Genomic DNA, 14,626 nt, shown 5'->3' on the forward strand with positions numbered 1-14,626 from the left:
CGCCGCCTCCAGTTCGCTCGCCGTCAGGAGCAGTGTCGACGGGATCAGCACCTCGGCGGTCACACCGCCGCCCGGGGTACGGGACAGGTTGACGTCGATGTCCCAGCGGCGGGCCAGCGCACCGACCACGAACAGGCCGAGCNNGTGGTCGGCGCCGACCACCACCTCGACGGTGCTGTCGGCGGGCGAGAACGACACGGCGTTCTCGAGGAGTTCGGCGATCATCAGCGTCAGGTCGCCGATGATCTCGGGTTCGACCATGGCCTCGGTCGCGGCCCGCAGCCGTACCCGCTGGAAGCCCTCGATCTGGCCCAGCGCGGCACGTACGACGTTGGTGAGCGCGATCGGACCGGAGTCCAGCACGGTCTCGCGGATGCCGGCCAGCAGCATCAGGCTGTCGGCGTTGCGGCGCAGGCGGACCGCGATGTGGTCGATGGAGTAGAGGCGTTCGAGCAGGGCCGGGTCGGTCTCGCCGCGCTCCACCGCGTCGATCAGCGCGAGCTGACGGGTTGTCAGGTTACTGACGCGGCGGCCGACGTTGCCGAACATCTCGGCGACGTTGCGCCGGCTGAGCACCTGGCGTTCCAGCAGCGCCGCCGCGGTGGTCTGCACGTTGTTGAACGCCTCGGCGAGTTCACCGATCTCGTCGTCCGCGGTGACCGGCAGCTGGCGCAGCCGCGGGGAGCCGGACTCCTCGGCGTCGTCGTCGGCGACGCGGGCCAGTTCGCGGCCCGCCACGTCGGCGACCTCCTGGGCGGCGCCCGTCAGCGCCATCACCGGGCGGACCACGGAACGGCGCACCAGAATGGAGAAGGCGATCCACAGGGCGAAGCTGAGCAGCGCCAGGGTCAGCAGCAGGGCAGCGCGCCACTGGGCGTCCGTGGCGGTCTCGTCGGCGCGGTCGGCGATCTGGTCGATGAGCGACGAGGTGATCTTCAGCCGGGTCTCGGCCTGCGCGCTGAACTCGGGGTAGGAGGCGATGGCCGCCCGGAAGGCCGCACCGATCTGGGCCTTGGACTCGGCCTGCAACGCGCTGGGATCCACGGCCAGTTCGGCGAAGTTCTGGCCGATCGTGGCCTCGGAGGCGTTGTGCTCGATGCCGCCGAACTCGTCGGCCTGCGCCTCACTCGCGAACCGGGCGAACCGCTCGGCCTGGTAGGCGAACAGCCCGTGGGAGCTGACGGAGCCGGTGAACTCGATGAGCGCGTTGCTGTCGCCGGTCCCCGCGGAGAACACGCCGGTCTCGTACGCGCCGTGGGCCACGTCGGCGCGCAGCAGCGAGTCGAGGAGGTTGCCGGTGAAGGTGGTCGCGAGGTCGGGGTTGCTGTCGAGGCCGAGGCCGTCGATGAGGCCGTCGGCCGCGCCGGAGTACGCCGGGTCGATGTTGGTGGCGGGCAGATAGCCCTGCTCGATGGTGGACCGCAGGCCGGTGAGGCCCTGGACGTCCTTGAGCGCCTGCACCTCGCTGTCGGGCAGCCGGTCGTCGAAGGCGTCGACCACCCTTTGCACCTGCGTATCCACCGCGGCCTGTGCCTGCCGGTAGCTGTCGGTGGAGGGGGCGCCCCTGTCGACGGCGGCCTCGTGCCGTACGGAGAGCAGGATGGCCTGCTGGTGTTCTTCCTGGAGCCGGGCGACGAGCTGGGCGACCTGGGCGCTGTCGCGCACCAGTTGGGCGGCGTCCTCCGCGTGGTTGGACTCCCGCACCAGGTCGACGATGAGGTACGCCAGCAGCAGCGCGATCACCGTCAGCGGGATACCGACGAGCACGTTGAGCTTGCGCCGGAAGGGCCATCGGTCGGCGAAACCCCGCAGGCCCTGGCGCGCGTAGGGCGCTGCCGAGGATGCCGGTCTGGGGGACGCGTCCACCTCTTTCGTGGACACCGGGCCTCCTTCGAGAAGGTGTGTGCGGGAGTGCATGGGGGGTTCGCACTCATGCCGCTTTCCGCGCGCATGTGTCCGAATATGAACGACAAGGGAGCGGCCTCCGCGCACCGCTCTGGCCCCCGCCGACTGCTGAGGCGGACGCCAACTCCGGCGAGACTATCCCCTCTTCCAAGGGGGTAGTACGTCGCCCTAAGTCAAGAATCCATTACGAAGCGGTATGCGGAGGCCTGTTGGAGGCCTTCCATGGCGTACGCACCGCACTCTTCCGGTCCATGCACAATTGATCACGGATCGAAGTCAATTGGTTACCCGGATTCCCTTGACTGATCAAGAAGTGGCTGGATTGGATCAGGTCAGTGTTATGCGCGATCTCATCAACCCTCTTGGCCGGAACGGGAACCGTGACTACCAACGCCCACAGCAGCAGGTCCCTCAGGAACCACCCCGGCGCGGCGGCCGTCGCCCTCGCGGCGGCGACGGTCCTGCTGGCGGGATGCTCCTCGTCCGACGACAAGACCGACCCGCTGGCCGGTGACAAGGCGGGCGGTGACACCGTCGTCGTCGGCTCCAACAACTTCGCCGAGAGCATCCTGCTCGCCGACATCTACGGCGAGGCCCTGAAGGCCAAGGGCATCAAGGTGTCCTACAAGCCCAACATCGGCAGCCGCGAGACCACGTACGGACTCCTCAAGAACGGTTCCATCAGCGTCCTGCCGGAGTACAACGGCTCGCTGCTGGCCTACCTGGACGCGAAGGCCGAGCAGACCTCGCTCGCGGGTGTGAACGCGGCGGCGAAGGCCAAGGTCGACTCCAAGCTCACGCTGCTGGAGTCGTCGCCCGCCGAGAACAAGGACTCCGTCACCGTCAACGCGGCGACCGCGAAGCAGTACAACCTGACCGCGACCTCCACGCTCGCCGACCTCAAGGACGCCGCGCCGGACCTGGTCCTCGGCGGCTCGCCCGAGTTCCAGACCCGCCAGCAGGGCATGCCCGGCCTGGAGTCGGTGTACGGGCTGAAGTTCAAGTCCTTCAAGGCCCTCGACGCGGGCGGCCCGCTCACCCAGGCCGCGCTGAAGAAGAACACCGTGCAGGCCGCGGACATCTTCACCACGGACCCGACCATCGCCAAGGAGAAGTTCGTCGTCCTCCAGGACCCGAAGAACCTCTTCGGATTCGCGAACGTGACACCGCTCGTCTACAAGAGCGCGCTCACGCCGGAGGGCATCGCCGCGCTCAACGCCGTCTCCGCCAAGCTCGACACGAAGACGCTGCTGGACCTGGACACCCAGGTCCAGTTGGAGAGCAAGGACCCGCTGGACGTCGCCCAGGCCTGGCTCAAGTCGGCCGGCCTCGGCTGACCTGACGGTCGGCGTTTCGGCGTTCCGCTCCGCGAATTCGCCGGGGCCGCATCCGTGTTCACAGTTAACACGGGTGCGGCCTTCGTCGTGCGCGCGCCGGGGATGTCCCGTGGGCTCGGGTTCGGGCTCGGGCTCGGGTTCAGACCCAGCCCAGCAGCAGGGTGAGGCCGCGTTCGACGGCCGGCGCCAGATTCTCCGTGCCGGGCGCGACGATCCCGTACGAGCGGTTGAGGAAGCGCTGGAGCTGCGCCTTGCGGAAGCGGACCACGGCCAGCCCGTGCGGCGAGTGGAGTTCCACGACCGTGTGGATCGGCCCGCACGGCCACAGATGGACCTCGCCGATCCCCGTCGGGCTGTCCAGCCCCTCTTCGAGAAGGGTCCGGCAGAAGGCCCACGTCACCGCCTCTCCGTCGGCCGACACCTCGCGGGGGAAGACGATCTGGACCGCGAGCGGATCGGTGGAGTCGTAGCGCAGGGTGACGATGAGCGGCAACTCCTGGTAACCAGGGGTTATCAGTCGAGCGCGCGCGGACTGCTCCAGGATTCTGTACATGATCGTCTTCCCGTCCGGGTGGGGCCTAGGGCCGGCTGTGCCGAGCTGCCTTCTCGACCTCCCGTGGTGCCCGGGTATTACGCCAATACCGGAGTTACGTCATGTGACGTGCACCACCTTCTGTAATTGGCTGAGATTTTTGTCCTCTAGCCTTACAAACTCAATCGACGATGTTCCATCCGCAGGTAACTGGAGTGTTCCTGCCCATGATTGACAACTCAGCCTCCGCGACGGACGCGTACGCGCGCATCTACGAGGAGCAGCAGCCGCGTCTGGTCGCGTACGCGCGTTCGCTCACCAAATGCGGCTGGGCCGCGGAGGACCTGGTGGCCGAGGCGCACTTCCGTGTATGGCGACGCCTGTCGGCGGGGCACGAGATCGACAACGTGCCCGCCTATCTGATGACGACGGTCCGGCACCTGGCCGCCACCACCGCGGGCAGCGGCCCGGCGCGCGAGACCCCGCACGATCCGCAGGACCCGTGTGATCCGCGAGGCGGGCCGGAACGCGCGGAACGGGTGATCTCCCAGAGCCGTCACACGGAGGACCCCGCCGAACAGGTCTCCTCCGTCGACCTGTTGGTGCGCGTACTGGGCCAGCTCCCCGACCGCTGGGTCAAGGCCCTGTGGCTGGCGGAGGCGGAGGGCCAGCCCCTGGCGGCGATCGGCCCGCAGATCGGCACCGGTACGAAGGAGGGCGCGACGGCGGTACTCCTCCACCGTGCCCGTGAGGGCATGCGCCAGGCCTTCCTGCGCGAGCAGCCCGGCGTCCCCGGCAACACGGCCTGCCAGCCGTACTGGGTCCGCATGCCCGCGTACGTACGCGGCACCGCGACCCGGCGCCAGTCCGACCAGATCCTCGCTCACACGGACACCTGCGACGACTGCCGCCACCGACTCGCTTTGCTGATGCGTACGAACGACCGCCTGCCCGCGCTCGTCGGCCCGGCCCTGCTGGTGCTGCTCGTGGGCGGCACGGGGAAGTACCTGCTGTCGCTCACGGCGGCCTCCGCCGCGGCCGGACACGGCGGTGGCGCGCTGCACGCGGCGCACGCGGTACGTCATGCCGTGGCCGGCGGCGCGAAGGTGCCCAAGGCGCTCGCGCTGAGCGCGGGGGCGGCGGCGACGGCCGTCGCGATCACCATCGCGCTCACCTCTCCACAGCTCGCACCGCAGGACCGGTCCCGGGTCCCGCTGGCGGACGGCCCGGTGGCACCGACGTCGACATCGACTCCGGCACCGGCTCCTCCGGAGGTGCGGATCGCTGTGGGGTCTGCGGTAACTCGGGTGCGTGGCAGTGGTGTTGGTGCGGGTGCGGGTGCGCGTACGGGGGTGAGGGTCGGTACGGGTACGGGTACGGGGACTGGCGTGGGCGCCGGTACGTCTGTGGCGCCCGCGCCGCCTGTGCGGCCTGGGCATGCTCCCGGTGCGCCGACCGAGCCGGAGCCCCCGGCACCGAGACCTCCGGTCAAGGAGCCGGTGCCGCCGGTGGGCGTGACACCTGGGCCACCTGTGCCTCCGGAGCCGCCTGTTGTGGAGCCGCCGGTGGTGGAGCCTCCGGTTGTCGAGCCGCCTGTGGTGTATCCACCGGTTGTGGATCCCCCGGTTGTGGATCCGCCGGTTTCGGAGCCTCCGGTCGTGGTGCCTCCGGTGGTCGAACCGCCCGTTGTGGAGCCGCCTGTGGTGGAGCCCACGGTTCCGGTGCCTCCGGTTGTGGTGCCTCCTGCTGCTCCGGTGGATCCCACTCCTCCCGAGCCGGCGCCCGACCCGTACCCGGTCACCCCAACTCCCGTGGATCCCGCCCCTGTTCCTCCCGTGCCCGTCCCGGATCCGGAGCCCACTCCCACTCCTCCTCCTGCTCCGGACCCTTCCCCGGTCACGCCAACTCCCGTGGATCCCGATCCAGTTGGGGAGGTTCCGGTTCCGGTTCCCGACCCCGGTGGCGGCTGCGGGTAGGGCAATCGTTCGAACCGCTTTTGGTGGAAATTTTCCTCGCCGAGCAACCTGAACACGACTTCCCCTGTCTCACAGATTGCTCACAGGTCCGGCCTGGGCGCGTTGGGGCGCGTCCGTACTCAGGCCGGCCTGTCGGGCGTTGTGTGCAGTCCGATGCCACTTGACCATGGCACTGGCAGACGAGGAACCGATGACCACTCAAGAGCCCAGCACCACCAGCAGCGTCACTACCAGCACCAGCACCAGCACCAGCACCAGTACCGCCGGCGACAGCGACAGTCGGCGCGGCTCCAACCGTATGAAGCACTCGGCGCTCGCGGCGGGGGCCGCGTTGGCCGTCGTGGTGTCGGTGGCCGCCTCGGCGCCCGGTGCCGGGGCCGCTCCGGCCGCCGCGCCCACGAAGCCGAAGCTCCGCCTCGTGAGCGCGCTCGACTCCGTGACGACCGAACGCTTCGACGACTCGACCGGCGTCTATGTCGACCTCGGCACGTACATCACGGTCGACGACATGGCCCTTGAGTTCAAGGCGACCCGGAAGTCCTACAACGACCCGGTGGTCGCCGAGCAGATCATCCGCAAGGGCACAAAGGCGGAGGTCAAGAAGCTGCCCGCCGGCCTGGTGAAGGACTTCCAGGGCCTGTCCGGCTTCCTGGACGTGTCGTACAAGAACGCGGCCGGTGTGGAGGTCGGGAAGAGCAAGAGCACGTTCTGCCCGAACAGCGCCTCCGGACGTATCCGCCCGGATGGCCCGTCGACCTCGCACTTCCCCGAGGGCTGCTCCTGGAACCCGTTCACGCTGGGCGGGGTGTGGGGCGTCGAGAAGGGCTGGGCGTCAAACGTCAGTTCGTACGACGAACGCGACTCGCTGGACCTGCCGATCGGCGAGTACACGGCCAAGGTGTCGGTCGCCAAGAAGTACCGCGACCTGTTCGGTATGCCCAATGACCAGCTGAACATCAAGGTGTCGGTGGTGAAGGGGACCAATGGCGGCGAGGACCCGGAGGGCGGCGGAGTCGGCCGCTCCGCACACTCCTCCGCCCACGGAGGGGGCCACGGCGCCCACGGAGCGCATGGAGCCCCCGGGGCCCAGCCCTCCGCCATGCACTCGTCGCACGGGCCCGGCGGGCGTGGCGCGGACATGCCCACCATCCCGGCCTTCCCCAACGCGCTCATCGACCTGGGTACGGCACACCACCTCGGCGACGGCGTCGGCCACACCGACGGTTCACGCGTCGCACCCGCGCTGAAGGCCGCCGGCCAGCGGCCTACCGGCAGGGCGGGCGTACCGGCCAACGTGCCGAAGCCGGACCTGCGTTCACTGCCGGCGTGGGACATCGCCATCACGGACGGCGAGGACGGGGACGTAGCGGGCAAGGACTACCTGGCGTTCAGCGCGAACGTCTGGAACGCCGGCCCGTCGCCGCTGGTCGTGGACGGCTTCCGCCAGCGGGGCAAGGACCTGATGGACGCCTACCAGTACTTCTACGACGCGAACGGCAAGCAGGTCGGCTACACGCCCACCGGCACCATGGAGTGGGACCCGCGGATCGGCCACGAGCACTGGCACTTCACGGACTTCGCGAGCTACCGCCTGCTGAGCGCCGACAAGACCAAGGAGGTGCGCAGCGGCAAGGAGGCGTTCTGCCTGGCCAACACCGACGCGATCGACATGACGGTGAAGAACGCCAACTGGCACCCCAGGAACACCGACCTGTCGACCGCCTGCGGTGAGAAGAGCGCCCTCTCGGTGCGCGAGGTCCTGGACGTCGGCTCCGGCGACACGTACACCCAGTACCGTCCGGGCCAGTCCTTCGACGTCACCGGCCTCCCGAACGGCACGTACTACATCGAGGTCATCGCCAACCCGGCGAAGCGCCTCAAGGAGACCAACCTCAACAACAACGTCGCCCTGCGCAAGGTGATCCTCGGCGGCACCGAGGGCGCGCGCACGGTGACGGTTCCGCCGCACGACCTGATCGACGCGAAGTAGCCGCGAGGTAGTCGCGGTGTAGTCGATCGGGGTCAAGTTCCGTGCCTCCGAGGGGGAGTTGGGGATGTAGTGCTCCCTCGGAGGTGCGGTCACCCGGGCGTTCGCGCGGAGCGCGCCCGGCCTGTGACCGCACGGCCACCGAACCCGCCACGGTCGCGGACTGTCCGGCGTGGTCGGCGGCCCGCGCGGTCAGCTTCCAGCGGTACGTCCCCGTGGGGACCTTGCCGCCGCCGGCTTCGACAGGTGCCACACCTCCGTGTACTGACCACCGTCCGCACGGGGATCCACGCGGGCGGGACTCTCGGTGGAGATGACGGAAAGCGGAAAGGTGGCGACCCGAGGCCACTTGACCGTCACATCTCCCGAGTCGGTGAGGTAGGCCAGGGGCCGCCGAACCCGTCCCCAGGCCCAGAACCGCCCACGTCGGTCGGCGGGTTCGCGGGCAGCGGGAGCACGGTCAGACGTCCACGTCACGGCCGGTCGGTGACGTGGAACTCCATCCGCTCGATGCCCGGGACGCTGAAGCGCGCGCCGACGCTGACAGCCGCGATGCCCTCGAACTCGTGGTGGGGGCCCGCCCCTTGACCTCCGAGGCTCCATGGCGTCGCGATCTTCCACGCGTTCTCCAGGACGGTCATCAGCGCACGCTCCGGAGTGGGGCACCCGAGCGGAGAGACCAGTTGCAACACGGCCAGCTCGGGGAACTTGCAGTACCGCTCGTAGCTCTCGATCTCGGCGGGGCGATCCAGCAGATCGGCAAGCCGCCCGGCGACCCGCTCGGCACTGCGGCGGTCGTTCGCGTGTACGTGACAGCGCCAGCGGATCGTCTCGAACATGCGGGAAACAATACGGGCTGGGCCCGCGACGCGCAGGCCTCTTGGGCGGTGTGCCGCCGGGTGGTGGCGCCGCGTTTCAGTGTTCTCGGTGACCGCATTCAGCCGGGTCGATGGCGGCGATGACGCCACGGGTCACGCCCGTATTCTGCCGCAGCGTACTCGTGCCGTCCCTTCCCCCTTCCTCCTTCCCCCGTCCTCCTTCCCCCTTCCCTTTCCGTCTTCCGGTCTGCTCGGTTCGGCCTCGCGGGCGGGAGGGGCGCACTATCGTCGTGCGTATGAAGGTCCGTCACAACGTTCGTGCGGTTCTGGTCGATGACGGTCAACTGGTGTTCCTGCGCCGGGGATGGCCCGGCGGAGGCTCCTATTACACGACCGTCGGCGGGGGCGTCGAAGCTGACGACGCCGACCTTGAAGCGGCTCTGCGCCGAGAGGTGATGGAGGAGATCGGCGCCACAATCGGCCCCGCGACCGAGTTCCTGACCGTGACCGAACCGGGAGAAAAGGTCACCGTCGTACAGCACTTCTTTCGCGCCCATGTGCTGGACATGGACCTGGACCGCCGTAGCGGCCCCGAACTCGATGACCCGGATATCGGCGACTTCTCGCCGGTACGAGTCGCGTTGGACGCGTCGGCAGTGAGAGCGCTCGAACTCCAGCCGCCCGAACTCGACGACTGTCTGCGGGAGCATGTCGGGAGTTGGGGTGCCTGATTGCCTCAGAAGGGGGCGTCGTGGACTGCTGCCGTTCCGGAGATCGGCAGGGGGCCTCGTACCGGAACCCGTAACGCTTGATCCCCTGCACCATGACCCGGTGCTTTACTCCGCGTTGCCGTCCTTCAATCCCTGGCGCCGCCTCCCCCGGTAGATCGCCCAGAGGCCGCCCAGGAGTATCAGTGCGCCGCCGATCGGCCACCCCACGGATCCGCCGTCCCGATAGTCCCTGATGCCCACTCCGAGCACGATGGTGGCCGGGAGCAGGCCCGCCCAGTCGAGGCCCCTGCTCAGTCTCGCGAAAGTCGAAGACTCGTTCATGAGCTGATCTTGGCAGGCGTTTGCTTGTTCCACCAGGAATCAGTGTTCGGCCTTCGGAACGTGATCCGCCCAGATGACCGGCGTGGTGGCGGCCGAGGTTGGCCCAGGGGCTGTAGCTCCTGCGCCGACCTCGGCCGCCGGTTGTCGTGTTCGTCCGTCCGTTCAGGGCAGGAGAGGCAGCGTCCCGCAGTTCGAGGTTGCCGGTACGCCCGACAAGCGGGCCTTGAGCCAGCTCACCGCGTTTCCCTGGTCCGCCAGGAGTGGGGTGACGTGGTTCAGGAGGGGGCTGATCACGTTCGGTACGAGTACCGGTCGGTACGTGATGTTCGCGCCCTTCTCGCACCAGTCCGCCGCGAGTTGGCGGGCCTGGGGGTGGGGGACCAGGTTGTCGTTGACGCCCGTTGCTATGCGGATCGGGCTTGGTGGGGTGAGCGTGCCTATGCGCTGGGTGTCCAGGAAGGACTGGAGGGCCGGGGTGGACGCCACGATGTCGGACAGGGACTTGCCGTCCGTCGTCCACTTCGTGCTCTTCGTGTAGGCGTAGCCCAGCAGCGCGTCGCCCACGCACATCGTCGACAGGTCGGTCAGTGCCGCCTTGCCCCGCGCGTTCAGGTGGGCCTCCGCGATCGGTTTCAGGGCGGGGTCCGACTGGAGGAAGCCGTTGAGCGACCAGGCGAGTGAACCTGCCAGTTCGCTGCCGTCTATCGCCTTCGTGACCTCGGTCAGGTCGGCCGGTGGGGCGCCCGCGTAGGTGCCCGCGAGGGTGATGTCGGGGGCGTAGTCGGGCTGGAGTTCCGCTGCCGCCGCCGTTGCCCCGCCGCCCTGGCTGTAGCCGAACAGGCCCACCCGGGACGTCGGCGTCACCGACGTGCCGGGGAGTGAGCGGGCGGCTCGTATCGCGTCCAGTACCGCGTGGGCCTCGTCCAGACGGTTGACGTATGTGTGGAGGCGGTCCGTCGCTCCTAGGCCCGCGTAGTCCGTGACGACCACCGCCGCGCCCGTCGCCAGGAGGCGGTAGATCGCCACGTCCTCGTAACCGACCGACACCGTACGGCCGTTGAGGGACAGGGGGTGCTCCAGGCCCATGGACGCCGCGCACTGGTCGCCCTGGCCCATCGTGCCCGGGGCCACCGCGACCAACGGGCGCGCACTGCCTCCCTTCCAGGTCGCCGTCGGTTCGATGTACGCGCCGGTGACCGCGACCGGGGCGCCGTTCGAGTCCGTGGACTTGTACATCAGGCGGGTTGCCCGGCCGGGCAGCGGGCCGTCGAGAGTGGGGAGGGAGAGGGCCAGGGGGAGCGGTTCAGCGCGGATCACCGTGCCGTTGGGGGTGGTGGTGGGGAGGGTGGTTGGTGGTGTGTAGAAGGCCGGGATCTGTACTCCCCGGGACACGACCGTCTCCGTGGGGGAGGCGGTCGAGGCCGTGGCTGTCGCGTACGAGAGTGCCTGGGCGGCCAGGCAGGTCGCAGCGGTGATCGCCGCGGCCAGGAGCCGTCTGCGTGCGGGCATGGCGAACCTCCGGTTTCTCCCCGTCGAGTGGTTCGCCAGGACCGTACCCACCGGTCGGTTACCTCGGGTAGCAGTCGGGAGATTACGGTTGGGTAACTTGACTCTCCGTCTAATTGAGGGGAGCGGGTTCCCTCATGTGGCTATCGCCACGATCGTGATCAGTACGACGATGATCACCGTCACGCATGCCCCGATCACACAACCCGCGTTGCTCGTCAGCTCGTTGAGGCGTGACATGGGCGGTGTTCGGGGCGTGGTGGCCGGGGCGTCCGGGGCGGTGGTGGGTAGTGGGGGCAGGGTTACCGTCGGCTGCGGTCCGGTGGGGCGGGTCAGCGCGTCGCGCAGGATCTGCTGCCAGATCGTCGGCGGCAGGTCGGGGGCCTCGCCGGTCGGCGGGGAAACGAGGGTCTGCGAGAGCCAGCTGCTCCAGACGGGGTGAGGGGCCCGGACCATGGTGTAGAGCAGTTCGCGCAGGTCGGTCAGGTGGGTCTCGTCGCCGGCCAGCGGTGCGACTGCCCAGGAGAAGAGGTGGGCCGCCCGGCTCGCCAGGGCCGTGCCCGACATGGATTCCCCGGTCTGCGCATGCCCCTGTGCGTGCGGAGGCGGTGTCAGATACAGGTGGTTGCGCAGTATCTGCGTGCACAGGGCGCTTCGCATCTCCAGCGGGCGGGACTTGACGCGCCAGGGCTTTCCCAGTTCGTACAGCAGCAACTCGACCGAGTCCGGCGGTAGTTCGGCGGACTGGAGTTCGCGCAGCAGCGCGTCGTCGGACGCCTTCTGCAACTGCGCTACCAGGGTGCTGTGTTGGACCTGGATCCCGCGCTCATGACCTCGCAGCTTCTCGTGGAGCAGGCGGTCCGCGTGGCGCTGCTCGTCCGTGTGGGGTTGGTGATCCACGTGAAGTGGTTGTGGTTGTGGTTGTGGCTGTGCCTGCGGTTGCGGCTGGTGGTGTTGGGGGTGCTGGTTCGCGTATGCGGTCCGGGGTTCCTCGTACGGCGTTGCGCGGTACGGCTGTTGCAATTGCTGCTGTTGCAGTTGCTGGTGCCGTGGTGGTTGTTGTTGTGGCTGGTGTGGTGGTTGGGGTGGTGGTTGGTGTTGTGGTGCGGGTGGTCGGGGGGTGGCTGTGGGTCTGTGGTCCGGTTTGAGGATTTGCTGGAGCAGGTCTTTTCTTCTGTCCCAGTCCATCGTCGCGCCGGCGCTCAGCTCCTTCGTCAACTGGGGTACGCCCGGACGGGCCTCCCTGTGGGCGAGGAGGTGTTCCACCAGGCGGGCCGCCGCCTGGTGTTCGAAGCGGGGGTTCGTCGTCGTGTGGCCCATCACCCTGGCCAGCGGGCCCGAGCCGCCCGTGTCCAGTTCCCAGCGGGGGACGGACGTCAGGCGCAGCGGGTGGGTGTCGACCGTGTCGTAGGTCGCGAACGTCCATTCGTGGCCGGGCCAGTCGTGGAAGAGGAGGAACAGGCCCAGGTAGACCAGTGGGGCCTCGTCCTGGTCCGGCCAGCCGGAGAGCTTCTCCTCCTCCACCAGCAGGGACAGCCGCTGGGCCGGATCCCGCAGCCACTCCGCCGTGGTCAGGATCAGCGCGTGCCGCACGCTGTCCAGGCGGTCCCGCATTCTTGGCAGGCGCTGTCGCGCGTACGTGTCGAGGTGGGCGCAGTCGACCATCGGCTGCTGGCCCGTGGCCCGCTCCGCGTTCTCCCGGCTGCCCCAGCCGCCGTACGCGAGCCCCAGGCACTGGCGTGTTTTCAGGGTGCCGGGGGCGCCCATCAGGACATGGCTGATCGTGCTGGGGCGGCCGGTGCGGTCCATGGTGGGCCAGCGCCGGACGAGCAGGACGTCGCCGTCGCGGGACAGGGTGCGTACGACGCTCGGGCGGGCCGCGCCCGGACCCGACACCCACAGCAACGGGCCCAGTTCCCGGCCCAGTTGATCGGCCCGTTCCGGGGAGGTGGAGTGGGCGACCGCCTTCATGCCGGTGACCTGACGGCCCTGGTTGCCCTCCCACCGGAAGACGAACTGGTGCACCTCGGATGTCGATGGCACGGACGCCGACGGCACTGGTGGTGCCGAGCTGGACATCTCCTGGAATTCGCTCACTTCTCCGCTCCTCCCCGTTCCCGGCTCCGGTCGTGTTCCCGCCCCGGGCCCCCGGCTCCGCGTGCCCCGGGTACGCCGTACTCCCTGTGGACCCCGTTGCCCGCGTGGTTTCCGTACTCGCCGTACTCGCCCTTGTCCTGGGCGTCCGGCGGTACCGCCTCCCAGGCCGGGGCCTCGCCGCGCGCGTAGGCGTCCGGGCCGCCCGGGACGTCGATCAGGCCCTGCATCGCCAGCAGGGACAGCAGCGGTTCCAGTACGCGGCGGGGGGCCGCGCCCGCCGGATAGCGGCCCTGGTCCTCCTGGCCGCCGGTGGCCGACGCGACGTGCAGGGTGCAGCGGCGGATCGCGTCGAAGGGGCGCAGCCAGGCCTGGCCCGCGTGCCGGCGCAGGAACGCGTGGACGTCCTGGCTCTCCTCGCGTACGAGGGCGGGGTCGAGGGCGGTGAGGGGCCCGTGGCCCAGCCAGCGGTCGACCGGGGATCTGAAGCGCAGCAGGTCCGCCTTGGCCAGCACCATCGTGGCCGCCACCTCCAGGTACGGGCCCGTCTTCGGGAGCCGGTCCAGGACCGTCGCGAAGGCGAGGTCGCCGTCCCGGTTCACCTCGACGCCCCCGCGTTCCCTCGCGTGGTCCAACTGCGGCAGCGGCAGCGCCAGTACGGGGTCGACGACGAAGACCAGGGCGTCCACCCCGAGCAGGAACTGAAGGGCCGCGTCCGTCCGTACGAGGTCCTCGCCGCCCAGGTCGAAGAAGGCGACCGGACGCACCTGCCCATGGGCGTCGGTGATGAGGAGGGACTCCACGAAGCGGGCGAAGCCGTGCATGCCCAGGGCGCTCGTGTGGTCCAGGACGCGGCCGTTGCGCAGGGGCTGCACCCGGTCCCGTACGAACCTGGCGTGCTGCTCGGGGTTGACGGACTGCCAGGAGAGGCCGAACGGTTCGAGGCCGCCGTCGGTGATCTCGGCGATCATCTGGGTCAGCAGATGGCTCTTGCCGGTGGAGGACTGGCCGACCATCGCGACCGTCAGCGGGCGGCCGTGGGTGAGGTAGGGGACGGGGATGAAGTGCTCCGGGAATTCCGGGTCGGCCAGGCACTTCTGGACCGCGCCCCGCATGACGTCCTGGCGGCGCAGTTTGCCGATGCCCGCGAGGTCCAGGGGCTGGTACTGCATCCTGCTGTCGGTGACGTACAGCGCGCCCAGGTCGAGCTGGATGGTCTCCAGGCAGTACGGGCAGAGCACCTCGCTCTCGCCCAGCCCCGCGCCCACGGCGGAAGGGGACACCGGTGCCTGGCGTTTGGCGCGCAGCGCCTGTTCGAACACGGCCCGGTCCTCGCGGGTGTCCTCGGGGGGTGGGGTGAGAGTGGTGCGGCGGGACGTTCCCGGGGACAGGAGATCGAGGAGCTGGGCCGGGGTCGGG

At 69.3% G+C, this 14,626-nt stretch carries 9 protein-coding genes and 2 pseudogenes; 4 read left to right on the plus strand and 7 right to left on the minus strand.

Annotation, left to right across the window (positions count from 1 at the left end):
- Positions 1-144: 144 nt before the first annotated feature.
- A pseudogene (locus AOK08_RS29015) lies at positions 145-1,881 on the minus strand (HAMP domain-containing protein); the annotation flags it as partial.
- Between the two features lie 404 nt (positions 1,882-2,285).
- Between AOK08_RS29015 and AOK08_RS29020 the strand changes: the two are divergent.
- The gene (locus AOK08_RS29020) at positions 2,286-3,242 is read left to right on the plus strand and encodes an ABC transporter substrate-binding protein (protein WP_055531531.1); all 957 of its coding nucleotides are present in this window, start codon (positions 2,286-2,288) and stop codon (positions 3,240-3,242) included.
- A gap of 139 nt (positions 3,243-3,381) precedes the next feature.
- On the opposite strand, the gene AOK08_RS29025 is transcribed toward AOK08_RS29020, so the two are convergent.
- Entirely contained in the window at positions 3,382-3,795 is a 414-nt protein-coding gene (locus tag AOK08_RS29025) for an SsgA family sporulation/cell division regulator (RefSeq protein ID WP_055531533.1), read from the minus strand.
- A 206-nt stretch (positions 3,796-4,001) separates the two neighbouring features.
- Here AOK08_RS29025 and AOK08_RS48510 point away from each other — a divergent pair, with 206 nt between their 5' ends.
- A complete protein-coding gene (locus tag AOK08_RS48510) occupies positions 4,002-5,750 on the plus strand; it encodes a sigma factor (RefSeq protein WP_055531549.1) in 1,749 nt (582 codons plus the stop codon).
- A 190-nt stretch (positions 5,751-5,940) separates the two neighbouring features.
- Entirely contained in the window at positions 5,941-7,740 is a 1,800-nt protein-coding gene (locus AOK08_RS29035) for a lysyl oxidase family protein (RefSeq protein WP_241827129.1), read from the plus strand.
- Between the two features lie 470 nt (positions 7,741-8,210).
- Here the strand turns inward: AOK08_RS29035 and AOK08_RS29040 are convergent, their stop codons facing one another.
- Entirely contained in the window at positions 8,211-8,576 is a 366-nt protein-coding gene (locus tag AOK08_RS29040; RefSeq protein ID WP_055531535.1) for a hypothetical protein, read from the minus strand.
- A gap of 275 nt (positions 8,577-8,851) precedes the next feature.
- On the opposite strand from AOK08_RS29040, the gene AOK08_RS29045 reads away from it, so the two are divergent.
- Positions 8,852-9,286: an NUDIX domain-containing protein gene (locus AOK08_RS29045; RefSeq protein ID WP_055531537.1), complete on the plus strand. Its 435-nt coding sequence runs from the start codon at positions 8,852-8,854 to the stop codon at positions 9,284-9,286.
- Positions 9,287-9,391: 105 nt separating this feature from the next.
- Here the strand turns inward: AOK08_RS29045 and AOK08_RS29050 are convergent, their stop codons facing one another.
- From AOK08_RS29050 to AOK08_RS29065, 4 genes and pseudogenes are all read right to left on the minus strand, one after another.
- Positions 9,392-9,607 (minus strand): hypothetical protein, encoded by a 216-nt coding sequence (locus AOK08_RS29050; RefSeq protein WP_055531539.1) that lies wholly within the window; start codon positions 9,605-9,607, stop codon positions 9,392-9,394.
- Between the two features lie 162 nt (positions 9,608-9,769).
- Complete coding sequence (locus AOK08_RS29055; protein ID WP_055531540.1) at positions 9,770-11,116, minus strand: lipase family protein; 1,347 nt, start codon at positions 11,114-11,116, stop codon at positions 9,770-9,772.
- Positions 11,117-11,248: 132 nt separating this feature from the next.
- Positions 11,249-13,210, minus strand: a complete 1,962-nt coding sequence (locus tag AOK08_RS29060; RefSeq protein WP_157876851.1) for a hypothetical protein — start codon at positions 13,208-13,210, stop codon at positions 11,249-11,251.
- Positions 13,207-14,626, minus strand: a pseudogene (locus tag AOK08_RS29065) (hypothetical protein); the annotation flags it as partial. The pseudogene AOK08_RS29065 and the gene AOK08_RS29060, both read right to left, overlap by 4 nt.

This window comes from Streptomyces graminilatus (assembly GCF_001418565.1).
Classification (GTDB): Bacteria; Actinomycetota; Actinomycetes; order Streptomycetales; family Streptomycetaceae; genus Streptomyces; species Streptomyces graminilatus.